Annotated in this window: 29 protein-coding genes; 27 read left to right on the top strand and 2 right to left on the bottom strand. The window is 59.4% G+C overall.

Features of this window, described 5'->3' with window-relative positions; all coding sequences use genetic code 11:
* Positions 1-27: 27 nt before the first annotated feature.
* The 6 genes from ispF (at position 28) to rpoS (ending at position 5177) form a co-directional block, all read left to right on the top strand.
* Positions 28-501: a 2-C-methyl-D-erythritol 2,4-cyclodiphosphate synthase gene (ispF, locus tag AC1RME_RS18545; RefSeq protein WP_007954821.1), complete on the top strand. Its 474-nt coding sequence runs from the start codon at positions 28-30 to the stop codon at positions 499-501.
* The gene (gene truD, locus AC1RME_RS18550; RefSeq protein ID WP_493091611.1) at positions 498-1556 is read left to right on the top strand and encodes a tRNA pseudouridine(13) synthase TruD; all 1059 of its coding nucleotides are present in this window, start codon (positions 498-500) and stop codon (positions 1554-1556) included. Before ispF ends, truD begins: the two co-directional genes overlap by 4 nt.
* Positions 1544-2293 carry a 5'/3'-nucleotidase SurE gene (gene surE / locus AC1RME_RS18555; protein ID WP_096819612.1) on the top strand — a complete coding sequence of 250 codons (750 nt, stop codon included), beginning with the start codon at positions 1544-1546 and terminating at the stop codon, positions 2291-2293. The genes truD and surE overlap by 13 nt, the downstream gene beginning before the upstream one ends.
* A gap of 41 nt (positions 2294-2334) precedes the next feature.
* A complete protein-coding gene (locus tag AC1RME_RS18560) occupies positions 2335-2970 on the top strand; it encodes a protein-L-isoaspartate(D-aspartate) O-methyltransferase (RefSeq protein ID WP_173861377.1) in 636 nt (211 codons plus the stop codon).
* A 211-nt stretch (positions 2971-3181) separates the two neighbouring features.
* Positions 3182-4063 (top strand): peptidoglycan DD-metalloendopeptidase family protein, encoded by an 882-nt coding sequence (locus AC1RME_RS18565; RefSeq protein ID WP_096819610.1) that lies wholly within the window; start codon positions 3182-3184, stop codon positions 4061-4063.
* A gap of 106 nt (positions 4064-4169) precedes the next feature.
* Positions 4170-5177, top strand: coding sequence for an RNA polymerase sigma factor RpoS (gene rpoS, locus AC1RME_RS18570; RefSeq protein ID WP_007954831.1), 1008 nt, complete (start codon positions 4170-4172; stop codon positions 5175-5177).
* Positions 5178-5664: 487 nt separating this feature from the next.
* On the opposite strand, the gene fdxA is transcribed toward rpoS, so the two are convergent.
* The gene (fdxA, locus tag AC1RME_RS18575; protein WP_007908827.1) at positions 5665-5988 is read right to left on the bottom strand and encodes a ferredoxin FdxA; all 324 of its coding nucleotides are present in this window, start codon (positions 5986-5988) and stop codon (positions 5665-5667) included.
* A 163-nt stretch (positions 5989-6151) separates the two neighbouring features.
* Positions 6152-8734, bottom strand: coding sequence for a DNA mismatch repair protein MutS (mutS, locus tag AC1RME_RS18580; protein ID WP_096819609.1), 2583 nt, complete (start codon positions 8732-8734; stop codon positions 6152-6154).
* Between the two features lie 210 nt (positions 8735-8944).
* On the opposite strand from mutS, the gene AC1RME_RS18585 reads away from it, so the two are divergent.
* From AC1RME_RS18585 to AC1RME_RS18685, 21 genes are all read left to right on the top strand, one after another.
* Positions 8945-9679, top strand: a complete 735-nt coding sequence (locus tag AC1RME_RS18585) for a LexA family transcriptional regulator (RefSeq protein WP_085729827.1) — start codon at positions 8945-8947, stop codon at positions 9677-9679.
* 148 nt (positions 9680-9827) lie between these two features.
* Complete coding sequence (locus AC1RME_RS18590; RefSeq protein ID WP_134825654.1) at positions 9828-10016, top strand: hypothetical protein; 189 nt, start codon at positions 9828-9830, stop codon at positions 10014-10016.
* Between the two features lie 194 nt (positions 10017-10210).
* The gene (locus AC1RME_RS18595) at positions 10211-10642 is read left to right on the top strand and encodes a tail fiber assembly protein (protein WP_096819608.1); all 432 of its coding nucleotides are present in this window, start codon (positions 10211-10213) and stop codon (positions 10640-10642) included.
* A 153-nt stretch (positions 10643-10795) separates the two neighbouring features.
* The gene (locus AC1RME_RS18600) at positions 10796-11197 is read left to right on the top strand and encodes a tail fiber assembly protein (RefSeq protein ID WP_096819607.1); all 402 of its coding nucleotides are present in this window, start codon (positions 10796-10798) and stop codon (positions 11195-11197) included.
* A 141-nt stretch (positions 11198-11338) separates the two neighbouring features.
* Complete coding sequence (locus tag AC1RME_RS18605) at positions 11339-11758, top strand: tail fiber assembly protein (protein ID WP_096819606.1); 420 nt, start codon at positions 11339-11341, stop codon at positions 11756-11758.
* A 152-nt stretch (positions 11759-11910) separates the two neighbouring features.
* Positions 11911-12345: a tail fiber assembly protein gene (locus AC1RME_RS18610; protein WP_096819605.1), complete on the top strand. Its 435-nt coding sequence runs from the start codon at positions 11911-11913 to the stop codon at positions 12343-12345.
* A 123-nt stretch (positions 12346-12468) separates the two neighbouring features.
* Positions 12469-12807, top strand: coding sequence for a phage holin family protein (locus AC1RME_RS18615; RefSeq protein ID WP_096819604.1), 339 nt, complete (start codon positions 12469-12471; stop codon positions 12805-12807).
* A gap of 73 nt (positions 12808-12880) precedes the next feature.
* A complete protein-coding gene (locus tag AC1RME_RS18620; RefSeq protein WP_493091612.1) occupies positions 12881-13402 on the top strand; it encodes a hypothetical protein in 522 nt (173 codons plus the stop codon).
* Between the two features lie 3 nt (positions 13403-13405).
* A complete protein-coding gene (locus AC1RME_RS18625) occupies positions 13406-14014 on the top strand; it encodes a phage baseplate assembly protein V (protein WP_493071686.1) in 609 nt (202 codons plus the stop codon).
* A gap of 14 nt (positions 14015-14028) precedes the next feature.
* The gene (locus AC1RME_RS18630; RefSeq protein ID WP_102621413.1) at positions 14029-14361 is read left to right on the top strand and encodes a phage baseplate protein; all 333 of its coding nucleotides are present in this window, start codon (positions 14029-14031) and stop codon (positions 14359-14361) included.
* Positions 14358-15353 carry a baseplate J/gp47 family protein gene (locus AC1RME_RS18635; RefSeq protein ID WP_493091613.1) on the top strand — a complete coding sequence of 332 codons (996 nt, stop codon included), beginning with the start codon at positions 14358-14360 and terminating at the stop codon, positions 15351-15353. Before AC1RME_RS18630 ends, AC1RME_RS18635 begins: the two co-directional genes overlap by 4 nt.
* Positions 15350-15985 (top strand): phage tail protein I, encoded by a 636-nt coding sequence (locus AC1RME_RS18640; RefSeq protein ID WP_273539884.1) that lies wholly within the window; start codon positions 15350-15352, stop codon positions 15983-15985. Before AC1RME_RS18635 ends, AC1RME_RS18640 begins: the two co-directional genes overlap by 4 nt.
* Positions 15986-17599 carry a phage tail-collar fiber domain-containing protein gene (locus tag AC1RME_RS18645; protein WP_255261907.1) on the top strand — a complete coding sequence of 538 codons (1614 nt, stop codon included), beginning with the start codon at positions 15986-15988 and terminating at the stop codon, positions 17597-17599.
* Between the two features lie 9 nt (positions 17600-17608).
* Positions 17609-18196, top strand: coding sequence for a phage tail protein (locus AC1RME_RS18650; RefSeq protein ID WP_255261906.1), 588 nt, complete (start codon positions 17609-17611; stop codon positions 18194-18196).
* A 99-nt stretch (positions 18197-18295) separates the two neighbouring features.
* On the top strand, positions 18296-18481 hold the full coding sequence (locus tag AC1RME_RS18655) for a hypothetical protein (protein ID WP_096819598.1): 186 nt from the start codon (positions 18296-18298) through the stop codon (positions 18479-18481).
* A 2-nt stretch (positions 18482-18483) separates the two neighbouring features.
* Positions 18484-19650 (top strand): phage tail sheath protein, encoded by a 1167-nt coding sequence (locus tag AC1RME_RS18660; RefSeq protein ID WP_248738157.1) that lies wholly within the window; start codon positions 18484-18486, stop codon positions 19648-19650.
* On the top strand, positions 19650-20156 hold the full coding sequence (locus tag AC1RME_RS18665; RefSeq protein ID WP_134825665.1) for a phage major tail tube protein: 507 nt from the start codon (positions 19650-19652) through the stop codon (positions 20154-20156). Before AC1RME_RS18660 ends, AC1RME_RS18665 begins: the two co-directional genes overlap by 1 nt.
* 81 nt (positions 20157-20237) lie before the next feature.
* Entirely contained in the window at positions 20238-20819 is a 582-nt protein-coding gene (locus AC1RME_RS18670) for a phage tail assembly protein (protein ID WP_192559917.1), read from the top strand.
* A 128-nt stretch (positions 20820-20947) separates the two neighbouring features.
* Entirely contained in the window at positions 20948-23239 is a 2292-nt protein-coding gene (locus AC1RME_RS18675) for a phage tail tape measure protein (protein ID WP_493091614.1), read from the top strand.
* Positions 23239-23622, top strand: coding sequence for a phage tail protein (locus AC1RME_RS18680; RefSeq protein ID WP_273539261.1), 384 nt, complete (start codon positions 23239-23241; stop codon positions 23620-23622). Before AC1RME_RS18675 ends, AC1RME_RS18680 begins: the two co-directional genes overlap by 1 nt.
* Complete coding sequence (locus AC1RME_RS18685) at positions 23615-23827, top strand: tail protein X (protein ID WP_493091615.1); 213 nt, start codon at positions 23615-23617, stop codon at positions 23825-23827. The genes AC1RME_RS18680 and AC1RME_RS18685 overlap by 8 nt, the downstream gene beginning before the upstream one ends.
* Positions 23828-23834: the final 7 nt, after the last annotated feature.

Here is a 23834-nt window from a genome sequence, read left to right on the forward strand (position 1 = left end):
CCCTGACAAAATTCGGGGCGTTTTTTTATGCGTATTGGCCACGGCTATGATGTGCACCGTTTCGCTGAAGGCGATTTCATTACTCTGGGCGGCGTGCGAATCGCACACGGCTTCGGGCTGCTCGCTCACTCCGACGGTGACGTCCTGCTGCATGCCTTGAGCGACGCCTTGCTCGGCGCGGCTGCGCTGGGTGATATCGGCAAGCACTTCCCGGACACCGACCCGCAATTCAAGGGCGCCGACAGCCGAGTGCTGTTGCGTCATGTGGTCAGCCTGATCCACGCCAAAGGCTGGAAAGTCGGCAACGTCGACAACACCATCGTTGCCCAGGCACCGAAAATGGCCCCCCATATCGAATCGATGCGCGCGCTGATTGCCGCGGATCTGCAAGTAGAACTGGATCAAGTGAACGTGAAAGCCACCACCACCGAGAAGCTCGGCTTCGTCGGTCGCGAAGAAGGCATCGCCGTGCATTCCGTTGCCTTGTTGCTGCGCGCATGAACGAACTGCAATTGCTCGGCCCACGGGCCTATGGCGACGCGCTCGGCACCGCGGTACTGAAAGCCATCGCCGAAGATTTCCAGGTCGATGAAGTCCTCGACATTCCGTTCAGCGGTGACGGCGAGCACCTGTGGATCTGGGTGGAAAAGCGCGGTCTGAACACCGAAGAAGCGGCACGCCGCATTGCCAAGGCGGCCGGTGTGCCGTTGCGCACGGTCAGCTATGCCGGCCTCAAGGACCGTCAGGCGCTGACGCGCCAGTGGTTCAGCGTGCAACTGCCGGGCAAGGCCGATCCGGATCTGTCGGCGGCGGAAAACGACACGCTGAAGATCCTCAAGACCACGCGCCACAAGCGCAAGCTGCAACGCGGCGCGCATTCGGCCAATGGTTTCACCTTGCGCCTGACCCAGTTCAATGGCGACAAGGCTGCCATCGACGAGCGCCTGCAACTGATTGCCAAGCAAGGTATCCCGAACTACTTCGGCGCCCAGCGTTTTGGCCATGACGGTGGTAACGTCGTCGACGCTCGGTCATGGGCGGCGCGCAAGGCCCTGCCGGAGCAGCGCAATGTACGTTCGCGCCTGCTGTCGACTGCACGCAGCTTTCTGTTCAACCAGGTGCTGGCGGCACGAGTGGCTGATGGCACCTGGCAGCGCGCCCAGGTCGGCGATCTGCTGGCGTTCACCGACAGCCGCAGCTTTTTCCCGGCGGGTGAAGCCGAGTGCAGCGACCCGCGCCTGGCGATTCTCGACCTGCATCCGACAGGGCCGCAGTGGGGCGAAGGTGACTCACCGGCCGCCGGCGCTGTCCATGATCTGGAGCAGACAATCGCCGCAGGCGAGGCGGATCTGCGCGATTGGTTGATTAATGCCGGTATGAGCCACGAACGTCGCATCCTTCGACTGCCCATTGGCGGGTTGACGTGGCATTATCCCGAGCCTGACATTCTGCAACTGGAATTCGTCCTCCCGGCCGGATGCTTCGCCACCGTATTGGTGCGCGAACTCGTTGATCTGGTGCCGGTGGGGCAGACGGACAGCCCATGCGTATTCTGATTTCTAACGACGATGGGGTAACCGCACCCGGTCTTGCCGCGCTTTATGCTGCGCTGGCGGATTACACCGAATGCGTGGTTATCGCCCCGGAACAGGACAAGAGCGGTGCCAGCAGTTCGCTGACGCTGGATCGTCCGCTGCACCCGCAATACCTGGCCAACGGTTTCATCAGTCTCAATGGCACGCCGACCGACTGTGTGCACCTGGGGCTCAATGGTTTGCTGGAGCGCGAGCCGGACATGGTGGTTTCGGGCATCAACCTCGGCGCCAACCTGGGCGACGACGTGTTGTATTCCGGGACAGTGGCGGCGGCCCTTGAAGGCCGTTTTCTCGAACGCCCATCGTTTGCCTTCTCGCTGGCCTCCCGGCAGGTGGACAATCTGCCCACCGCTGCCTACTTTGCGCGCAAACTGGTCGAGGCCCACGCCGGGCTCGATCTGCCACCGCGCACGGTACTGAACGTGAACATTCCCAATCTGCCCATCGATCATATTCGCGGTATTCAGCTGACGCGCCTGGGGCATCGCGCCCGTGCGGCAGCACCGATGAAAGTGGTCGATCCCCGTGGCAAGGCCGGTTACTGGATTGCCGCCGCCGGCGATGCGGAAGACGGCGGGCCGGGCACTGATTTCCATGCGGTGATGCAGGGCTACGTTTCCATCACTCCGTTGCAGCTCGATCGCACCTTCAATGATGCCTTCAGAAATCTCGACGGCTGGCTGGAGGGGCTCAACTGATGGCTCGTGAACAAGACGACCGGTTGCGCAGCGGCATCGGGATGACCTCCCAGCGCACCCGTGAACGCCTGATTCAGCGGTTATATGAAGAAGGCTTGTCCAACGCCAATGTGCTGGAAGTGATCCGTCGTACGCCGCGTCATCTGTTTGTCGATGAAGCGCTGGCGCACCGGGCCTATGAAGACACCGCGCTGCCGATCGGCCACAACCAGACCATCTCTCAGCCTTATATGGTCGCGCGCATGAGCGAGTTGCTGCTCGAGGCGGGGCCGCTGGACAAGGTGCTGGAGATCGGCACCGGTTCCGGTTACCAGACGGCGGTGTTGTCGCAACTGGTCGAGCGGGTGTTCTCTGTCGAGCGGATCAAGGTGCTGCAGGATCGGGCCAAGGAGCGTCTGGTCGAACTCAACCTGCGCAACGTGGTGTTCCGCTGGGGCGATGGCTGGGAAGGCTGGCCGGCGCTGGCGCCGTACAACGGCATCATCGTCACGGCCGTGGCGACCGACGTACCGCAGGCCTTGCTCGATCAACTGGCGCCCGGCGGTCGGCTGGTGATTCCGGTCGGTTCCGGAGAAGTGCAGCAATTGATGCTGATCGTGCGCGAAGAAAACGGCTTCTCCCGACACGTTCTCGGGGCGGTTCGCTTCGTGCCATTGCTCAACGGGCCGCTGGCCTGAGCATTTGTTTGCCGGCGCTGAATTCCTTGCGAGAGCGCCTGTCTTACAGCGGCATCGATTGTTTAAACAGGATTTATCGTCCATGAGCAAACGTGTGCGTCGAGCGATATCGCTTCATTAAAGGTAAAGCCTGTTTCGCCCGTTATACTTGCGAAGTTACATGCCGGAATCGGCATTCCACATTTTTCAGCCACCACAAAGGGAGCGGCGGGTGAGTCTCACAGTCATTGCGCAGCGTATGGGTAACACGAGCTTTCAGCGCCTGGTGACTGGCCTTGTCTTGAGCACCTTGCTGGTCGGTTGCTCCAGCACCAAATCGAGCAACGTGCGGGTCGTCGATCGCAACAATGCGGTGGCCCAGCGTCCTACAGTGACGACCGGGCAGTACGTAGTCCGTCCGGGTGACACCATGTTTTCGATCGCGTTTCGCTACGGCTGGGACTACAAAGCCCTCGCTGCCCGGAACAATATTCCTACGCCGTACACGATCCATCCGGGTCAGACGATTCGCTTCGATGGCCGCCCTGGTTCAACGTCGACCGCGGTGGTGAGCAACAGCGGTTCTGCGCCGTCTTCGTCGAGCAAAACCACGATAATCCGGCGCCAGGCGAATGGCACGACGACCACCACAACCACCGGTTCCGGGGCGACTTCTGCGGCCGTTGTACCGTCCGTCGCCAACAAGCCGGCACCGGCTCCATTGCCTCCACCGGGCCCGGCCCCGACCGGCTGGGGATGGCCATCTAATGGCATTCTGATTGGTAAATTCTCTTCAAACGGTAGTTTGAATAAAGGAATTGATATCGCCGGGGATTTGGGACAGCCTGTTTTAGCTGCGTCTGATGGGACGGTGGTTTACGCCGGGAGTGGCTTAAGGGGCTACGGCGAATTAGTCATCATCAAACACAGTGAAACCTACGTCAGTGCTTACGGACACAACCGTCGGCTGTTGGTACGGGAGGGGCAGCAGGTCAAAGTCGGACAGACAATTGCCGAAATGGGGTCAACGGGTACAGACCGGGTGAAACTGCATTTTGAGATTCGCCGACAAGGTAAACCTGTAGATCCGCTGCAGTTCCTGCCAAGACGTTGATTTGCAGACCAGCCTGTTCCGTCGCGTAGAGGGGACAGGCTCCAGCGTTGCCAAGGATAAAGGCGTCGCTTGAGCTTGGGGTCGAACTCACCAAAGGACTATAACAATGGCTCTCAGTAAAGAAGTGCCGGAGTTTGACATCGACGATGAGGTTCTCCTGATGGAGACCGGCATCGATTCGGATTCGATGTCGAATGATGAAGGGGCTGCTCCACCTTCCGTTCGTGCCAAATCCAAACACTCCGCTTCACTTAAGCAACACAAGTACATCGACTACACCCGGGCACTCGATGCCACGCAGCTGTACCTCAACGAAATCGGCTTTTCCCCATTGCTCTCCCCGGAAGAGGAAGTTCATTTTGCGCGCTTGTCGCAAAGTGGCGATCCCGCCGGGCGCAAGCGCATGATTGAAAGTAACCTGCGGCTGGTGGTCAAAATCGCCCGGCGTTACGTCAATCGGGGGCTGTCGCTGCTGGATCTGATCGAAGAGGGCAACCTCGGGCTGATCCGGGCGGTGGAAAAGTTCGATCCCGAGCGCGGCTTCCGCTTCTCGACCTACGCGACCTGGTGGATCCGTCAGACCATCGAGCGCGCGATCATGAATCAGACCCGGACCATCCGGCTGCCGATCCATGTGGTCAAGGAGCTCAACGTGTACCTGCGGGCTGCACGGGAGCTGACGCAAAAACTCGATCACGAACCTTCACCCGAAGAAATCGCCAACCTGCTGGAAAAACCGGTGGGCGAGGTCAAGCGCATGCTGGGCCTGAACGAGCGGGTTTCTTCGGTCGACGTCTCGCTGGGTCCGGATTCGGATAAAACCCTGCTGGACACCCTCACGGATGACCGTCCGACCGATCCATGCGAACTGCTGCAGGACGACGATCTGTCGCAGAGCATCGATCAATGGCTCTCGGAGCTGACCGACAAGCAACGCGAGGTGGTGGTACGCCGCTTCGGCCTGCGCGGTCACGAGAGCAGCACGCTGGAAGATGTGGGCCTGGAGATCGGTCTGACCCGGGAACGGGTGAGACAGATCCAGGTGGAAGGCCTCAAGCGCCTGCGTGAAATCCTCGAGAAAAACGGCCTGTCGAGCGAGTCGCTGTTTCAATAAGCGCCTTGCGTGATCGCCACAAAAAGCCCCGACTGGTTCGGGGCTTTTTGTTTTCTGCGGCAAAGCGGTTTGCTTCCCCGGGTTTGTAGTCTCGCGTTGTAAGCCCTGGCTTACTCTTTCGTAAGTGTTCGCTATTTTTACACTGCGGCAGACGTCCATTGAGCTTGGTGAAGATATTCAACTTATTGTTTTACATGGTTATTTTTAAATATTAAGTGCATATGACTGCGTGTTTTAGCTGAGCAGGCCGGTTGCGGCTGTCAGGGAAATCTCTAGTATCTGGGTTGTGTCGACGGACAGACACGCCCTTCAAGGAAGAGGGGAAAGGACATCGCAGGACGCGATTCATCAGGACGATGAAAAGGAACACAGGGAATAGGGAAAAAATGTGGGCGGGTCAAACCGCCCCTTTTTTTGCCTGAAGAAAAGCAAAACCCGGAAAAGCAAAAAGGCCCGCAAGGGGCCTTTTCTTCAAACGCGGGACAGATCAGCGTTCGAGGTCTTTGATCTTGCCTTTGACGCCATCCCACTCTTCGGCATCCGGCAGCGATTCTTTCTTCTCGGTGATGTTCGGCCAGATCTCCGCCAGCTCGACGTTCAGTTGAATGAACTCTTGCATCTCTTCCGGGACTTCATCCTCGGAGAAAATGGCTACGGCCGGGCATTCTGGTTCGCACAGGGCGCAGTCGATGCACTCATCCGGGTGAATCACCAGGAAGTTCGGGCCTTCGTAAAAGCAGTCCACCGGACAGACTTCTACGCAGTCGGTGTACTTGCACTTGATGCAGTTGTCGGTGACGACGAAGGTCATTTCTAATTTTCTCCTCAGGCGGCGGCAGCGTTGCCCCTTCACGGTTGGGGTCGCCAGGTTCGGGAGCGATGTCTGCCAGCCAGGCTATTAGCCAGCAGCATCCCAAACCGCGCGAGATTCTAACAGCTTGAAGCCTTTTGCGTTATATCCGGTTCATCGGTGCTTAGATCCGGTTCTTTAGTGCATAGAGCATTTCGAGCGCACGGCGCGGTGTCATGTCGTCTATGTCCAGTTTAGCCAACTCATCCAGCACCGGATGCGGCAGGCTGGCGAACATGTCGCTTTGTTGCGGCGTCGCCGGTTTGCCCTTGGCGGCCGGTTTAGGCGCTTCATGCGGCAAAGCGGTGTCTTCCAGGCGGCTCAGGTGTTCACGGGCGCGCACGATCACTTCGCTCGGCACACCCGCCAGTTGCGCCACGGCCAGACCATAACTCTGGCTGGCCGGCCCTGGCAGCACGTGGTGCAGGAACACGATGCGTTCGTTGTGCTCGGTTGCATTGAGGTGCACGTTGGCCACCAAGGGCTCGGCTTCCGGCAGCACGGTCAGTTCGAAATAGTGCGTGGCAAACAGCGTGTAGGCGCGCAGGTGCGCCAGTCGCTCGGCTGCCGCCCAGGCCAGGGACAGACCGTCGAACGTGCTGGTGCCGCGACCCACTTCGTCCATCAGCACCAGGCTGCGCTCGGTGGCGTTGTGCAGAATGTTGGCGGTTTCGCTCATTTCCACCATGAAGGTCGAGCGCCCGCCGGCCAGGTCGTCGCTGGAACCGATCCGGGTGAAGATCCGGTCCACCAGCGACAGTTCGCAGCTGGCCGCCGGCACGAAGCTGCCAATATGCGCCAGCAACACGATCAGTGCAGTCTGGCGCATATAGGTGGATTTACCACCCATGTTCGGGCCGGTAATCACCAGCATGCGGGTGTTGTCATCCAGGCTCAGGTCGTTGGCCACGAACGGCGTGGTCAGTACCTGCTCGACCACCGGGTGACGACCCTGAGTAATGCGCATGCACGGTTCGCTGACGAAGGTCGGGCAATTCAGGTCGAGGTTCAGTGCTCGTTCGGCGAGGTTGCTCAGCACGTCGAGTTCGGCCAGCGCGCCAGCGGTGTCCTGCAACGGCGGCAACTGACTGATCAGATCTTCCAGCAGCGCTTCGTAGAGCATTTTTTCGCGAGCCAGGGCGCGGCTCTTGGCCGACAGCGCCTTGTCTTCAAATTCTTTCAGCTCAGGCGTGATGAAGCGCTCGGCACCCTTGAGGGTCTGACGACGGATGTAGTCCGCCGGTGCCGATTCAGCCTGCTTGCTCGGCAACTCGATGAAGTAGCCGTGGATGCGGTTGTAGCCGACTTTCAGGTTGGCCAGGCCGGTACGAGCCTTTTCCCGCGCTTCCAGATCGATCAGGAACTGACCGGCGTTTTCGCTCAGCGATTGCAGCTCGTCGAGTTCGCTGTCGTAACCGGTTTTCAACACGCCGCCGTCACGGATCACTGCCGGCGGGTTGTCGATAATGGCTTTTTCCAGCAGCGCCGCCAGTTCCGGGTAAGTGCTGGTGGTGGTGGCCAGACGTTGCAGATGCGGCGCTTCCAGGTCGGTCATCGCCACTTGCAGTTCAGGCAGGGCGCCAAGTGCATCACGCAGGCGGGCAAGGTCGCGAGGACGGGCATTGCGCAGGCCGATCCGCGCCAGAATCCGCTCGATGTCGCCGATTTCCTTGAGCTGCGGTTGCAGGCTTTCAAAGCGATAGCGGTCGAGCAGGCAAGTGATCGAGGTCTGGCGTGCGAGCAGTACGGTCAGGTCGCGTAGCGGACGGTTCAGCCAACGGGTCAGCAAGCGGCTGCCCATGGCGGTCTGGCAACGGTCGACAACCGATTGCAGGGTGTTGTCGCGGCCACCGGCCAGGTTGGTGTCGAGTTCCAGGTTGCGGCGGCTGGCGCCGTCCAGTACCACGGTGTCGTCCAGACGTTCATGGCGCAGGCTGCGCAAGTGGGGCAGGGCGGTACGCTGGGTTTCCTTGGCGTACGCCAGCAGGCAACCGGCGGCACCGATGGCCAGGGTCAACGTTTCGCAGCCGAAGCCTTTGAGATCCTGAGTGGAGAATTGCTGGCAAAGGCTTTTCAGCGCCGAATCACGCTCGAAATCCCACGGCGCGCGGCGACGCACGCCACGGCGTTTTTCCGCCGGCAGATCCTTTGGCCAGTCATCCGGGATCAACAGCTCGACCGGGTTGACCCGCTCAAGCTCCGCCAGCAGGTTCTCCCAGCCCTTGATCTCAAGCACCGTGAAGTTGCCACTGGTGATGTCCAGCACCGCCAGACCGAACAGGCGCTCGTCCCCCAGCACCGCCGCGATCAGGTTGTCGCGACGCTCATCGAGCAGTGCCTCGTCGCTGACTGTGCCCGGGGTGATGATTCGCACTACCTGACGTTCCACCGGGCCCTTGCTGGTGGCCGGATCACCGACCTGCTCGCAGATCACGACCGACTCGCCGAGCTTGACCAGTTTCGCCAGATAACCTTCCGCCGCGTGATACGGAATCCCGCACATCGGAATAGCCTGCCCCGCCGATTGCCCACGGGCAGTCAGGGTGATGTCCAGCAACTTGGCCGCCTTCTTCGCGTCTTCGTAGAAGATCTCGTAGAAGTCGCCCATGCGGTAGAACATCAGCTGGTCCGGGTGCTGATTCTTCAGGCGCCAGTACTGCTGCATCATCGGGGTGTGGGAGGACAGGTCGGAGACGGCTTTATTCATCGGATTGTCAGGTAACTCGTTGGAAGGTGTGGGGTAAAAGCGGGGCAGTGGCCGGGCTTTTCCGCGATGGGCGCAAGGTTACCATGGGCGGTCTGTCGGACGCAGGCATCGCGGCCGGGTGACAGGTATCTGGCGCAAAAAGCTCGATTATGCACGATTTATGCAAATCAGCATTTGTCTTCCCGAAAAACTTCAAGCACTATGCGCGTTATGCAAAAACGCAACGTATCCTCCGTCTTAAGAGCACTGCTCGATCAGCACGGGATCTCCCCCACGGAGCTCCACCGTCGCACTGGCGTGCCTCAATCCACTCTCTCGCGGATTCTCAGCGGGAAGATCGTCGATCCTTCGGATAAACACATCTCGAAGATTGCCGAGTACTTCGCCGTGAGCACCGATCAGTTGCGCGGGCGCGCGGATGTTGCGCCGGTCGCCGGCGGCGGGCGCGAGGAGTTGCATTCCGAACTCAAGGACATAAGCCTGTGGGACGATGACACGCCCGTCGATGATGACGAGGTGTCGGTGCCCTTTCTTCGCGAGGTTGAATTGGCTGCTGGATCAGGAAGATTCGTCATCGAAGAGAGCGAGCGCTCTAGCCTGCGCTTTGGCAAGCGCAGCCTGCGCCATAATGGTGTGCAGTTCGACCAGGCCAAATGCGTGACCGTACGGGGCAACAGCATGTTGCCGGTACTGCGTGACGGCGCCACTGTCGGTGTCAACGCGGGCAAGTGCGGGATCGGCGACATTGTCGATGGCGACCTTTATGCGATCAATCACAACGGTCAATTGCGGGTGAAGCAGCTCTATCGCCTGCCTACCGGTATCCGCCTGCGCAGCTTCAATCGCGATGAGCATCCGGATGAGGACTACAGCTTCCAGGAGATCCAGGAGGAGCAGATTGTCATCCTCGGTCACGTCTTCTGGTGGGGCATGTACGCCCGATAACGATCCCTCTCTCAGATAAAACCCGCCCACGGCGGGTTTTTTTTCGCCTGTAGAAAACCGGACAACCCTTGATTGGCGGGGCTTTCATGCGTCCGTGCATTTCTTGTGCATAAATAAATGCATTTGCGCATTGACTGGATATGCATACATGCATATTCTTGCCACCAAGCCGCTCGACAAAGCGGCTGGCAACAACAGCTCTTTAGTTCCACAAGAACAGGCAGCGATGAACCGGCCTCAACGGTTCAGAGGGTTGGCAACTGACCCGGGTGTGCAGCGTAAAGCACCAGAAGCAGTTATCCGGCGGGCAGGGACCGCGGTCGGAAAAACAATTTGAACGGACTCGTACCGCGCCAGTAGCGCCGAAAAGTCAGCTTCCTTCACGTACACAGGATTGAAGGAAGGTAAAGGAGTGCATTACTGAAAAGCCCGGCGCATTGCCGGGCTTTTTGGAATGCTCCTCTGAGCAGATCACCTGCAATGAATATTGTGCAGAGCAGGGCCTGGTTAAATAGACAAAGGGAAATTGGAATGAATCGTTATGCACTGATGGAGTTGATCTCCGGGTACAGCTTTTATCTGGTCAACCAAATCGTGGAGGCTGAAAGTCAGCCGCCACTTCCTGAACAGACAGGACCGATGGACTACTGGATGGATATCACCACAAATCCGGAGGCTCAAGTTGGCTTGATATACAGGTACCTCGGCCCGGAACCTGGCTTCTTTCAAGCCGTTTATAGTGACTACGTTGCCATTGCTGCCGCCCGCAAGAAGCTGCGCCTTGACATTGCGGACAGATGGCTGCCGTTTAACCCGCTGCAATACCGGGTAGAGCTGGGTGCGGCAACCCCGGCAGAGGTGACGCAGTGGCAAGCCTACAAACAGTACATCGTCGACCTGACCGAGATTAACAATCAGCCCGGTTATCCAACGGCGCTCAACTGGCCGGTTGCTCCTTTCTGAGTCACTCGCCTCACAAGACTTCCACAGCGCGTGCACGACTGAAGAGCCCGGCGTAATGCCGGGCCTTTTGAAGTGCCTGGCGGATGCAATCGCTGTGGCAGTACCTCTGGAGATGAACGCATCTTCGTGAAATATCAAACCAAGGAGCAGGGAATGAAGTTGTTTGCGCTCGTAGAAGGATCGAAGGTTACCCGTCTGGTGGAAAGTGAAGAGATGCCGATTGCAACTTCACCCTTTGGTAATTGGGTCGATGTAACCGGAAACACTGAAATCGCAGTGAATGACCGCGCGTCCTTCAATGGCGGCTGGACGTTCACAAAACCAACCAATGAAGAGCTGATCAACGAGATCGAATATGACGCACTGTTGCGATTGAGAGACATTGAAAATCGTCTGTTGAGGAAGTCGTTGCAGTTCAAGGTTGATCTTGGCGTAGCCGAACCTGCCGAAGCGGCGTTGTTGCTGGTTTACAAGCAGTACGCCATTGCCATCAGCGATCTCAACAAGCAACCAGGTTATCCACGGACTGTTGTTTGGCCCGTTGTGCCTCAGTAAGCCGGTTTAACCACTCAATGGATCATTCAGGATCGCATGACTGATTAGCCCGGCCTAAGCGCCGGGCTTTTTGGAATGCCTTGACTGATTCAGGCAGATTTTCAAACAAGCCCGGGTTGCCGGCAGATCAAGGTAATAGTGATGAAAAAGTACGCACGCATTGTCGGCGGTAAGGTCGACAACCTTTTTGAAACCAATAACCCGATTCAAGAAGAATTCCCTGCCGATCAGCTTTGGGTGGATGTCACAAGTCTTTCCATTAACCAGATCGACTATGACTCGACAGCAGTCAATAACGACGGCGTCTGGACGTTCAGTGCTCCGGACCCAGCGATGCCGAGCTGGTTGTCACTGCGATTGAACAACGAAAGAAACACCCGTCTTGCCAAGTTGAACGATCGCCTGACCGCGACCGCGCTGCCATTCAAGGTCGAGTTGGGTATCGCGACAGACGCCGACAAGGCTTATCTGCGGGCTCACAAGCAGTTCTGCATCGACCTGAGTAATGTGAACAAACAGCCTGGTTACCCACTGACCGTTGTCTGGCCGCCATTGCCATAAATGCAATTGCGGTACTTGCTCCAGCAGTATCGTAAACCGGAGTGCATGACTGAAAGGCCTCTCTAGAGGTTTCTTTGTGATCTGCAAATAAACCCCGGTGGCTGGGGTGCAGATGAATAAATCAGTCTTCTGAAAATTTAGAGAAAAAAACAATGAATCGATATGCATTTGTCCCGACTTTTAGCCAAACACCTTTTTTATTAGTGACTCACGTGCTGGATACAGAAGGAAGCGCTCCAACGACCAGTCCGGATGGGGTTCAGGGGAATTGGCACGATGTAACAGCTAACTCCGGTGTTCAAGTCGGCTGGAAAGTTGAGTATTTCTTCGATAAGGGGCTTGTTTTTACCGAGCTGACTTATGAAGACCATCTGACGCTTGCCTCGATTTACATGCAGCAGCGCTTCGATGAGACCACGCGTCGCCTGATGTTCAATCCATTGCAATGCAAAGTTGATCTTGGCATCGCTACTCCGGCAGATGAGGCAGCATTGATCACTTATAAGCGATACATCATCGCTGTCAGTGAAGTCGTAAACCAGCCTGGCTACCCGTCCACGATCAACTGGCCTGCGACACCTTACTAACAACAAATGAGCACGCATTACTGAAAAGCCCGGCGAGATGCCGGGCTTTTTGGAATGCCTGCCTCGAGAGAAAACGTTTGAACCCAACACACACCACTCATCCATCACACCAGGAGGCGTGACATGACAAACGAGCAACAAGCGTTGGCGGACATGCCGATCTGGCTGGTCATCCTGCTTGCCGTGGCGGGCGGGGTCTCCGGCGAAATGTGGCGCGCCGACAAGGACGGCGCCCGCGGCTGGCCACTGCTGCGACGGCTGGCCCTGCGCTCCGGCGCCTGCATGATCTGCGGCGTCTCGGCGATCATGCTGCTGTACGCCGCCGGCATGTCGATCTGGGCCGCCGGCGCCTTCGGCTGCCTGACCGCAATGGCCGGTGCCGACGTCGCCATCGGTCTCTACGAACGCTGGGCCGCCAAGCGCATCGGCGTCTGCGAAGTACCTCCGCGCGACCCGCAGTAACCCCTTCACTTTCTTGTCTCGCTGCACGCCGTGCGGCGGGACTGCGCGTGGACATTTGAAAAGGAGGTCATGCATGCCCGCACCGATCCGGCAGCCATCGCAGCTGTTCACGGCGATGGCGACAGCCTTGCGCAATAACGTTGACCTGAACATGCAAGTCGGCAATCACGATGACTTCACGGCACCCGGCGACAAGGCCTGGGTGTTGATCGATATCGAACGAAATGCGCCGGGAGAGCGGGCAGCCAACGGGCGGATTGCCCATGTGCTGACGCTGTCGCTGCAGGTCATTCCGGCAGTTTCCGCCACGGCGTTTGCTGCCTGCGACCTGATCGCCGCACTGAAAAACCTGATCACCGACAACCGCTGGGGCCTGCCCGGCGATCAATGTGATCTGCCGGTGAACATCGATGGATTGCCGTCCTTGCTCACCCGTGCCGATCAACAGAACAAAGCCTGGACGCTGTCGTTCAACCAGACCCTCTACCTCGGTCCGACCTTGCTCGACGACCCGCTCGGCACACCGAAATTCGCCCGCACCTGGGAAGTCAGCGACATCGACGACCCCGACCAATACACCTCGCTGGAGGCCTGACCGATGTTCGACGCATTACTGCGTATGCAACTGGGGCCGATCATCGAACGCCTGGCCGAGATGGAAGCGGAGATCGAAGACCTGCACCGGCGCGCCGAAAGCTATTGCCGCATTGGCATTTGTCAGGAAGTCGATGCGGCGAGCAATACCTGCAAGGTCAGCCACGGAGGATTGCTCACCCCGGCCATCAAGTTCTTCAACCCGAGCGCCGGCGCACAGAGCGAGTCGCGGATTCCGAGCGTTGGCGAACAGTGTCTGCTGTTCAACTACGGCAGCGGCGAAAGCGGTGCGCAAAGCGTGGCGTTGTTCGGCTTGAACAGTGACCGTTTTCCACCCGCTGCCACCGTCCCCACGCTGACGCGACGGGTGCATGTCGATGGCAGCGAAAGTGGCTACGACGATGCCTCTCACACCCTGCACTGGCAAAACGGTCCTGTGGCTTTCAGCGGTTCTCGCGAATCCCTTGAGCTGAGCATCGGCCCCGCACGGCTGGTGATGACACCGCAAGCGATCAACCTGCAACTGGGCGCTGTCGGCCTGACGATCGACACCTCGGGCGTGCACTTCAGCGGCCCGCTGGTGGATCACCAGGGTCGCGTCATCAGCCCCTGAATCAAGAGCCTCCCATGATCGGAATCGATAGAAACACCGGGGCCACGGTCGACGACTGGCTGCAATTCGTGCAGCGCGCGACCCGGGCCCTGACCACGCCTTTGGGCACACGGCAGAAGCGGCCCTTGTACGGTTCGCTGATCCCCACGTTGCTGGGGCAGAACCTCGGCGATGACGTTCTGCTTCTGGCGCAAAGCCACGCCGCGCAGGCGTTCTACAACGCACAGAACGGCATCGGCGATTTTCAGCCGCAAGTGATCGTCGCCAGCCGTCAGGGCGCGGGGTTGCTGCTGCGATTTGCCGGCACCTGGAAAAACCGCCAACAGACTTTCGAGGTCGTGACATGAGCATGTTGATCCCTGGCCAGAACCAACTGGCCGAACCTTCACTGATCAAGGTCGAGGCCTTCGAGGATCTGCTCGCCGAGTTCAAGACCTTCGTCCTGGAATACGTCGGTACCCGCTCGCCGCAGAGTGCTGCGAAACTCAAGACCAGCCTGGAAAACGAAAGCGAACTGCTGACGATGGCGCTCGAAGCGTTTTGCGTTCGCCTGCAAACCCACGAACGCAAATACAACGCCCGCATCAAGCAGATGCTGGCGTGGTGGGCCACCGGTAGCAACCTCGATGCGCGGCTGGCGGACATGGGCCTGGAGCGACAGTTGCTCGACCCGGGCGACCCGGCGGCGTTCCCGCCGGTGCCGGCGATTTACGAAAGCGACGATGACGCCCGGTTGCGCTATTACCTGGCGCCCCATGCGCCGGCGGCGGGCTCGCGGATGCAGTATCGCCGCGAAGTCTTCACCCTCGGCGAACGGCCGGCAGTGAAAGTCGAATCCACCGATGCCGGCGTCGTCGACGTCACCTACACCTTCGCCCCGGACGGCCTCGCCGCACAGGTCAAGGATGGCAACGGTCGTCGCACCGCACCCGGTGAAGTGCAGGTGACTGTGCTTTCCCGCGACGCCGACGGCACACCGTCCACCGCATTGCTCGACGGCGTGCGCCAACACTTTGCCCGACCCGATGTCTGCCCGGAAACCGACAAGGTCACCGTCAAAGCTGCGGACATTCAGCGCTACAAGATCCGCGTCGTGGCGAAGATCAACTCCGGCCCGGATTCGGGCCTGACCAAAGTCGCCGCGCAGCAGCATTTGCAGGCCTACGCCGACAGTTGCCATCGCCTGGAAGGCCGGGTCGATCCGAGCTGGATCGACTACACGCTGCACAGCGCCGGCGCCGTGCAATTGCAGATTCTTGAACCGCTGACACCGATCGTATGTACCGCGTTTCAAGCGCCGTACTGCACGGCGGTCGAGGTCGAGGTGCAGACGCTATGACGGACCAGACACCGCGTCCGACCCTGCTGCCGGCCAACAGCTCGGCGCTGGAGCGGGCCCTCGACATCGGCTTCAGCACATTGCTTGACCGCATCGCGCCACCGTTTCCCGAGCTGATGAACCCGAGTTCGACGCCCGTCGCGTTCCTGCCGTATCTCGCGGCGGATCGCGGCGTGGCCGAATGGAGCACCGACGCACCGGAAGCGGAAAAGCGCCTGACCGTCGAACTGGCCTGGCCCACCGCGCGCCAGGCCGGCACCCGCAAGGCGTTGGAGAACGCGGCCAAAGGCTTGCAACTGAGACCCGAAATCCGCGCCTGGTACGAACAGACTCCGCCGGGCGCGCCTTACAGCTTCTCTGTGCGGGCCTTCAGCGAACAACCCTACAGCGAAGAAATCGACGCCCGTCTCGACCGACGCCTGGCCGATGCCAAGAGCGAACGGGACGTGCTGTCGGTGTCGGTCGGTCTCAGCGCCTTCGGCTCTCATGTGATCGGTGCCGCGACGTTCTGCGGCGAACTGACGACGGTCTACCCGGTGTTCCTCGAAGGACTCGAAACCTCCGGCAAAGCCTTCATGGCGGCCGCTCTCTACACCGTCGAAACATCCACTATTTATCCTCAGGGGGCCTGAATGGCTGACTATTACACCCTGCTCACCAACGCAGGGATTGCCTACGAAACCGCCTGCAAGGCAGCGGGCGTGCCGATCAAGCTGACGCAGATTTCCGTCGGCGACGGCGGTGGCGCGGTCTACAACCCGGCCGCGACGGCTACCGCGCTGAAACGCGAAGTCTGGCGCGGACCGCTCAACGCACTGTTCCAGGACGAGAAAAACCCGAGCTGGCTGCTCGCCGAAGTCACCATCCCGCCGGACGTCGGCGGCTGGTACGTGCGTGAAGCGGGTCTGTGGACCGACACCGGCATTCTCTACGCCATCGTCAAATACCCGGAGTCGTTCAAACCGGTGCTGGCCACGTCCGGCTCGGGCAAAGAGTTCTACATCCGCTCGATTTTCGAGACCAGTAATGCCTCGCTGGTGACGCTGCTGATCGATGACACCGTGGTCAAGGCTACCCGCGCCTGGGTCATGAGCTACCTCGCCGAAGAACTCGGCAAGCTCGATGGCAAACAGTCGGTACGTGTCGCCGCCACCGCTAACGTGGTGTTGAACGGTGCGCAGCAGATCGACGGTGTGGCGGTGATTGCCGGCGACCGCGTGCTGCTGCCGAATCAGACCCTGGCGAAAGACAATGGTCTGTGGATCGTCGCCAACGGTGACTGGACTCGGGCCAACGATGCCAACGTCAGCGCCAAGGTCACACCGGGCCTGACAGTGATGGTGGAAGAGGGCACGCTCAACGGCGATTCGCTGTGGCACCTGACTACCAACGCGCCGATCACCCTCGGCACCACCGCGCTGACATTCAAGATGCTGGCCGGGCGCACGGGGATTGCTGCCGGTACTTACAAGAGTCTGAGCGTCGACGAATATGGCCGCGCAACGGCCGGGGCTAACCCCACGACACTGGCCGGTTTCGGGATCACTGACGCTCTTGGAATCAACGCCACTGCAGTCGCGGCTCGAAAGCTCGAAACGGCACGCAGTATTTCCATCTCCGGCGCGGCGAGTGGTAGCGCGTCATTTGACGGATCGGCGAATGCCAACATTGCCCTGGCACTTGCCGATTCAGGTGTTGCTGCCGGCACTTACACAAAAATTGCCGTCAACGCCAAAGGGGTGGCTACCAGTGGCACAACTCTGGTCGCATCCGACATCCCTGCGCTGGACTGGAGCAAGATTACCTCTGGCAAACCCAATTCGCTGGCGGGCTACGGAATTACCGACAGCTATACCCAGGCCCAGACCAACAGCGTAGTCACCGCTGCTTTAAACAATTTTTCAGCGACTACCCTCCTGGTTCCTGCGTTTATCAATGGCTTCACTGACGGTAATTCCTCCCGCTACTGGAGAGCCAACGGCAATGTCTATGTGAGCCTTGATGCCGCACGTTGGGTAAGTAACGGTGTCGATTCGTTGGTCATGTTCACACTTCCACCAGGCTATCGTCCCCTCTGCAGAATGTGTGGGACGGGCGATTGGGGGACCACCGGTCAACTTGGAATGGGGTTGCTGTCGTGGCGTGTGGAAACCACGGGCGAAGTTATCCTGGATTACTCGATTGGATCGACGGCAGGCGTGGCTGGTTACAAGTGCCAGTTCAGTTTTTGCGTTCAAGCGGCTTAAGGGGACAATATGATTTTTGTCATTGATCAAACCGGGCGGTTTCTCTACGCCTCCGATGCCCCCAATGGGGCCGTAAACTGGACGACCGTCCAATTGCCTCAACCTTGCTGGAATCCGCGATTCAAAGGTGAGCGAGTCAGTGATACCGGCGAATGGAAAGGCCAATGGGAGCATGACGGTGAGCCTGTGCCGACCTGCGCCGAGTTGTGCGCAAGGATTGATAACTACGCCGACCAGGCACGACAGACTTTTGCAGGCGACCCGTTGCGGGCGTTCGAATACGAACGAGCGACGGCCGAAGCGCAAGCTTTCAAGGATGCCGGCTATCCCGCAGACGCAGTGCCACGTTCGGTCGCTGCCTGGGCAATCATGGGCCGCACGCCTCGGGAAGCCGCAGACAGCATGCTGGCTGAATCCGCCAGATACGCAGAAGTACTTTATTTAGTCCGCGAACGCCGCCTGGAGGCGAAAGAGCTGATCAGAGACAGGATTGCGAATGGCGCAATCGATGAAGCCAGAAAGGCTGCCGACGAAGCAATCAAAGCTATCCAGACAGCTGTGACAGATACCGGGAAACCTGAACCGTCACTTCAATAACGCCCCGAATCCGGGGCGTTTTGTTTTCCCACTCAACACAATCAACACCCGCCAAGCCCCTCCCTCTGAGGGGCTTTCCCGTTTATGGAGAAACGAAAAATGGCAACCCGCCAAACCTACACCGTGCTCGTTCCATTCCCCACCGGCGGTGGGCACTGGTCGAGCGTCGGCCAGGAACTCGATCTGCTCGATGTCGAGGCCAGTGCCCTGCACAGCGCCGGTCGACTGGAGCTGAAAACACCTACCACCAAGGCCGTGAAGGCCGCTGCCAAGAAGGCTAACTGACTATGGCTGAGGTTCTGAACTTCGAGCACAACGGCATTACCGTCAATGCCACCGAATCCCCCGAGGCCATGGGTGGCCTGGGTGACAACGTCATCGGTCTGGTCGGCACCGCGCCGAAAGCCGATCCGCTGATTCCGCGCAACGCACCGTTTCGCATCAACAGCTTCACCACCCACGCGCTGCTCGATCCGACCGGCGCGGAAGAGGGCACCCTGTACCATGCCGTTTACCAGATCCTCAAAGTGGTCAAGGTGCCGGTGTACGTGGTGATCGTCGAGGCGGGCGCGACCCCGGCCGACACCGTCAACGCAGTGATCGGCGGCATCGAGCCAGTGACCGGTCGCAAGCTTGGTCTGGCGGCACTGGGCAGCGTCCCTGAAGACCTGACCATCATCGGTGCGCCGGGCTTCACCGGCACCAAAGCGGTGGCCAGCGAGTTCGCCTCGTTCGGCAAACGCATCAAGGCCCGTGTGGTGCTCGACGGCAAGGACGCTTCGGTCGCCGACCAGGTGACCTACAGCCAGGAACTGGGCGGCGCCGACCTCGGTTTCGACCGCTGCCTGGTGGTGCACAACATGCCGGCCGTGTATTCGAAAGCGGCGAAGAAAAACGTCTTCCTCGCACCATCCAGCCTGGCAATTGCCGCGCTGGCCAAGGTCAAGCAATGGGAAAGCCCGGGCAACCAGGTGACCTACGCCGAAGACGTGTCCCGCGTCGTTGAGTACAACATCCTCGACACCTCCACCGAAGGCGATCTGCTCAACCGCTACGGCGTCAGCTACTACGCCCGCACCGTGCTGGGTGGCTTCTCGCTGCTGGGCAACCGTTCGATCACCGGCAAGTTCATCAGCTACGTCGGTCTGGAAGACGCCATCAGCCGCAAGCTGGTGAAGGCCGGCCAGAAAGCCATGGCCAAGAACCTGACCAAGTCGTTCATGGATCAGGAAGTCAAACGCATCAACGACTGGCTGCAAACCCTGGTCGCCGACGAAACCATTCCTGGCGGCAGCGTCTACCTGCACCCGGAACTCAACAGCGTCGAGAAGTACAAGAACGGCACCTGGTACGTGGTCATCGACTACGGCCGCTACGCGCCGAACGAACACATGGTTTATCAACTCAACGCCCGCGATGAAATCATCGAGCAGTTCCTGGAGGACGTTCTCTAATGTTTACCAACCGTAATCGCCAGGCCATCGCGGCCACCCTGCAAGGCCTGCCGCTGTCGGCGACCGTGGAAGAGTTCACTCCGCCGAAGATCGAATTCGATGTAGAAGAAATGCGTGGCGGCCGCTTCATCGTTGAAGAAATGGTCAAGGGCGGCAAAGCACTCAACGCCAAGTTGACCCTGCAAGGCATGGGCACCGAGGTCATGCTTGCACTGGGTGTGAAGTTGGGCGACGACATCCTGCTGAACGTGCGTGAAGCCGGTCAGGATCAGGATGGCAACACCTGGTTCACCTACCACACCGTCGGCGGCAAGCTGAAGTCCCTGGAGGAAACCGCTGTGAAGATGGGTGAGAAGCCCAAGACCAACCTGGAGCTCTCCTGCCGTACCTACAACCGTCTGGAAAATGGCGTGCCGGTGATCGACATCGACGTGCGCACCCAGAAGTTCGTGCTCAACGGCGTCGACATCCTCGGTGATGCCCGTCGTGCGGTGCTGATGCCGTAAGCCTTTTCGGCGCATCAAGCACACACCCTGTGGGCGCTCACGCCCACAGGGATCTTCAAGAACACCCAAGGAATTCCTTTCATGTCGTGGATGCCACCCAAGCATGACCTGTTGTCGCCGATCACCGGTGACGACGGCTCGCAGATCGAATCGATCCAGCTCAAGCCCCTGTTCTACGCCGCCCAGAAAGACGCGCTGGAACGCGCCGGCGACGACGAAGACGATCAGTTCTTCGAACTGGCGCTGCTGGCCACCGGGTTGTCGGTCAAGGAACTCGATCAGCTCAAGCGTCCGGACTACGTGACCATTGCGCAGTACGTGCACGAGATGTCGACCCGTCCGGCGTCGTACTTTCTCGACCAGGTCGAAGACGCGGAAAAAACCGACGATCCCGACCAGGTGCAACTGCTGCAACCGCTCGCCGTCACCGGCCGCACCGTGACCTCGCTGAGCCTGGAAATGCCGGTGCTGCGCGCGACCAAAGTGATGAAGAAACTGAAAACGGCCAAGGAACGCGCCGAGTTCATCACCGCCCATTGCACCGGTCTGATGATCCCCGATCTGGCCCTGATGACCGTCCCGGACTGGACGCAATTGCAGGTGCGCATCGACGATTTTTTAAACCAGCCGGCGGCCTTCTTTCAGAGCGCGACATCGAAGTAATCCTCGATATCGTGCCGCTCATTTACCCGGTAAGTGAGGCGGAAATTCTGGAGTGGGACGCCGAAAAGGCGTTGCGCCGCTACGACATAGCGATCACTCGTCTTGGCGTGAAACAGGAGTAGAGCGGCATGGCAGACGGTAGCTATTCGCTGACATTCACCGAGGTCGACCAACAAGCCCAGGCGTTGAACACGGCCAGTAAAATGGCCAGCCTGATGTCCCCCGCATCGAGCATGCAGGGCGCCGATGCAGCATCGGCCAATATTGTGTCGGACTTGAGTCTTTCGGGCGCCTTCGCAGGCCTGGGGCTGGCACTGGCGGATTCCACCGCCGAGCTTCGCCGATTGACGAGCGAACAGGTTCAGCTCAGAGATGTGTTGAGCACGATCCACGGTGTGCTGGTATCGCAGCGCTCATTGCAACAAGCCATGAATGATCGACAGGCCCAGCCCGGCCCTGTTGCCGGTATGGGGTCTGGAGTGCCTTCAGCGAATTCTGACAAGGATGCGCTGAAGGATCTTCGGCCCGCCATCAGCTTTGATACCGCGATGGCAAAGCTGGAAACGGTCGTCGGGTTCAAAGGTGATGAACGCCGAACATTTGGCATTGCGCTGGAGCAAATGGCCACCGAGTCCAAGGTGGCTGCCGGTGGCAGCACCATGCTTGATCTTGCAGGTGTCGGTTACGCCGCTGTCAAAGCCGGGGTCGGCAATGATCATGTAAATGACAAAGGCGAACTGGATAACGGCGCCAGACAAAAAGATGTGCTGGAGTTCACACGGGACACGGGCGTCACGGCGACAGCGTTTGGAATGAAGGCTGCGGATACGGCCGATCTATTGATCGGCTGGCGCACGTCGATGAGTCTCAATCGCGCGCAAACCCTCGATCTCGCTGATGCAACCAGTCTGCTCGGAAGCCGGTTGAGTGCCTCGGAGGCTGACATCGGCTCGATTCTCAGCAACTACGGTGCTTCTGCAAAAGGTGCCGGGATGACTCCCGAGCAGGCAGCGGCGTTTTCTGCGGCGTTGCTCAATGCGGGGGTCAACCGGGCGGATGCCGGTGTGGCCTTCGAGAAAATCACCACGACGGTGGCGCTGGGAGACAAAGCTTCGCCCGCTCAGCGAGCTGCACTCACTGAACTGAAGCTCGACCCCAAAGCGCTGGCCGAGCAGATGAAAGGCGATGCCCCGGGCGCCATTCTCAAAGTGCTGGAGGCGTTGAAGACACAATCGCCTGATCGGCAGTCCGAGTTGGCCATGACGCTGTTTTCGGTCGACCAGCCCGTGATCAAAATGCTGCAGAACACCGGGGATGTGAAACGCTCCTTCGATCTGGTGGCTGATAAAAAACAGTACGCCAGTTCCGAGCTTGGCGAAAAGGCCAGTGCGGTCAATGAGACTGCCCGTATTCAATCGCAGACATCGCAAGCGCACATCAACGGCTTCAATGCGCAAAAGGATCGCCTTTATACCTCCGCCGGCGATACGGTGTTGCCATCCTTCAACGCTGTTGCCGACACCGCAGCCAAGGTCGCCGGTGGTTTGAGCGGGTTGGCGGAACAGTATCCAACACTCACGGCGGCGCTGGTCCTGAGTATTGCCGGGATCAGGTCCATTGCACCGCTGGGCAAGATGTACGCCGGTGCTGCGGGCTGGGTGAAGGATACCGTTGGCACGCTACAGGGGGCTTACGGCAAAGCGGTCAGCGTAGCCGGCAGTATCCGAACGGGAGCCGGCACCCTGGCCGGCAGTATCCGAACGAGAGCCGGCACTCTGGCCACCAGGACCGAGCCGCTGAGAGCAGCGGCTGTCAGTCGAATCGGTTACATGAGATCCGCTGCCGGCCGCAGCATGATCAGTCGAGGTGCCCGATTCGGTCGGATCGCCGGTCCACTGAGCATGCCGCTGACAATGGTCGAAGCCGGTCTCAAAGTCGTCGAAGGCGTGGCCGAGAACGATACAAAAAAAGTCGCCGGAGGCGTAGGTATGGCGGCGGGAGGCCTGGCTGGCGGATATGCCGGCGCGAGCATCGGCGCCACGATCGGTACGTTCATCCTTCCCGGCGTCGGTACGTTGATTGGTGGTGCCCTGGGCGGTGCCATCGGGAGTTTTTACGGCAGTCAGGAAGGGGAGGCGCTGGGCGAAAGGCTTGCGACACCGGCCCCTGACAAGTTGGCACCACCTGCAGAAGTCAGCGCAGGCCTGAGCAGTGTGCAAGCACAAAATCAATCCAGCGCGAATGTCACCTACGCCCCGGCGTTTCACTTCAGCGGCGGCGATCTGGCCAGCGTTGAAAAGGTGAGCGCCATGGTCGCGCAGGTCATGCAGACGCATTTCACCTCTGACTTCACGCCGTTGATGAGTACTAACCCCCTCGGCACACGCCGTGACGCAGCCCTGACCGATGGAGTCGCCTGATGAAACAACAAATGGCACTGGGCAGTTTCATCTTTGGCCTGTCCCGTGGTTTTGCCTACAGCAGTTTTCTGCGCAAGTCCGACGGTGGCTGGACGGAGCTGCAGATTCTCACCAGTAAACCCAAGGCCCATCAAATCGGACAGAAACCCGAAACCCTGACCATCACTGGCAAATCAATGTACGCGATAGCCATGGATCGGCTGGATGAACTGCGGGCGCTGCAAGCCCTTCGTGTGCCGCTGCCGCTGATTGATGGCATCGGCCGAAACTGGGGCCTGTGGCGAATCACCACGGTTCAGGAAACCCAGACCTGCATCATCGATGATGGTACGGCGATGGTGGTCGACTGGACCCTCGAATTGGCGGAGTTCAACAATGCGTAAGGTACGAAGCGTGGCCGGCGACTCGGTGAATCTTTTGCTTTACCGCGAAACCGGTCGCAGTGATGACACTGCCGAAGAAGCCCTGTGGAAACTCAACCCGACCCTGGCCGAGCAAGGCCCGATCCTGCCGGCAGGTGTCTGGGTGACACTGCCGGAACTCGACAGCCGACCCGCCGCGATCAAACCGGTTCTGGCCTGGGATTAAGGAGGCT

It is taken from the genome of Pseudomonas sp. GW822-FHT03F08, from assembly GCF_058801265.1.

Coding starts and splice junctions, on each gene's coding strand:
- ispF (WP_007954821.1), top strand. CDS start 28: ATGCGTATTGGCCACGGCTATGATGTGCACCGTTTCGCTGAAGGCGAT.
- truD (WP_493091611.1), top strand. CDS start 498: ATGAACGAACTGCAATTGCTCGGCCCACGGGCCTATGGCGACGCGCTC.
- surE (WP_096819612.1), top strand. CDS start 1,544: ATGCGTATTCTGATTTCTAACGACGATGGGGTAACCGCACCCGGTCTT.
- AC1RME_RS18560 (WP_173861377.1), top strand. CDS start 2,335: ATGACCTCCCAGCGCACCCGTGAACGCCTGATTCAGCGGTTATATGAA.
- rpoS (WP_007954831.1), top strand. CDS start 4,170: ATGGCTCTCAGTAAAGAAGTGCCGGAGTTTGACATCGACGATGAGGTT.
- fdxA (WP_007908827.1), bottom strand. CDS start 5,988: ATGACCTTCGTCGTCACCGACAACTGCATCAAGTGCAAGTACACCGAC.
- mutS (WP_096819609.1), bottom strand. CDS start 8,734: ATGAATAAAGCCGTCTCCGACCTGTCCTCCCACACCCCGATGATGCAG.
- AC1RME_RS18585 (WP_085729827.1), top strand. CDS start 8,945: ATGCAAAAACGCAACGTATCCTCCGTCTTAAGAGCACTGCTCGATCAG.
- AC1RME_RS18590 (WP_134825654.1), top strand. CDS start 9,828: ATGCATATTCTTGCCACCAAGCCGCTCGACAAAGCGGCTGGCAACAAC.
- AC1RME_RS18595 (WP_096819608.1), top strand. CDS start 10,211: ATGAATCGTTATGCACTGATGGAGTTGATCTCCGGGTACAGCTTTTAT.
- AC1RME_RS18600 (WP_096819607.1), top strand. CDS start 10,796: ATGAAGTTGTTTGCGCTCGTAGAAGGATCGAAGGTTACCCGTCTGGTG.
- AC1RME_RS18605 (WP_096819606.1), top strand. CDS start 11,339: ATGAAAAAGTACGCACGCATTGTCGGCGGTAAGGTCGACAACCTTTTT.
- AC1RME_RS18610 (WP_096819605.1), top strand. CDS start 11,911: ATGAATCGATATGCATTTGTCCCGACTTTTAGCCAAACACCTTTTTTA.
- AC1RME_RS18615 (WP_096819604.1), top strand. CDS start 12,469: ATGACAAACGAGCAACAAGCGTTGGCGGACATGCCGATCTGGCTGGTC.
- AC1RME_RS18620 (WP_493091612.1), top strand. CDS start 12,881: ATGCCCGCACCGATCCGGCAGCCATCGCAGCTGTTCACGGCGATGGCG.
- AC1RME_RS18625 (WP_493071686.1), top strand. CDS start 13,406: ATGTTCGACGCATTACTGCGTATGCAACTGGGGCCGATCATCGAACGC.
- AC1RME_RS18630 (WP_102621413.1), top strand. CDS start 14,029: ATGATCGGAATCGATAGAAACACCGGGGCCACGGTCGACGACTGGCTG.
- AC1RME_RS18635 (WP_493091613.1), top strand. CDS start 14,358: ATGAGCATGTTGATCCCTGGCCAGAACCAACTGGCCGAACCTTCACTG.
- AC1RME_RS18640 (WP_273539884.1), top strand. CDS start 15,350: ATGACGGACCAGACACCGCGTCCGACCCTGCTGCCGGCCAACAGCTCG.
- AC1RME_RS18645 (WP_255261907.1), top strand. CDS start 15,986: ATGGCTGACTATTACACCCTGCTCACCAACGCAGGGATTGCCTACGAA.
- AC1RME_RS18650 (WP_255261906.1), top strand. CDS start 17,609: ATGATTTTTGTCATTGATCAAACCGGGCGGTTTCTCTACGCCTCCGAT.
- AC1RME_RS18655 (WP_096819598.1), top strand. CDS start 18,296: ATGGCAACCCGCCAAACCTACACCGTGCTCGTTCCATTCCCCACCGGC.
- AC1RME_RS18660 (WP_248738157.1), top strand. CDS start 18,484: ATGGCTGAGGTTCTGAACTTCGAGCACAACGGCATTACCGTCAATGCC.
- AC1RME_RS18665 (WP_134825665.1), top strand. CDS start 19,650: ATGTTTACCAACCGTAATCGCCAGGCCATCGCGGCCACCCTGCAAGGC.
- AC1RME_RS18670 (WP_192559917.1), top strand. CDS start 20,238: ATGTCGTGGATGCCACCCAAGCATGACCTGTTGTCGCCGATCACCGGT.
- AC1RME_RS18675 (WP_493091614.1), top strand. CDS start 20,948: ATGGCAGACGGTAGCTATTCGCTGACATTCACCGAGGTCGACCAACAA.
- AC1RME_RS18680 (WP_273539261.1), top strand. CDS start 23,239: ATGAAACAACAAATGGCACTGGGCAGTTTCATCTTTGGCCTGTCCCGT.
- AC1RME_RS18685 (WP_493091615.1), top strand. CDS start 23,615: ATGCGTAAGGTACGAAGCGTGGCCGGCGACTCGGTGAATCTTTTGCTT.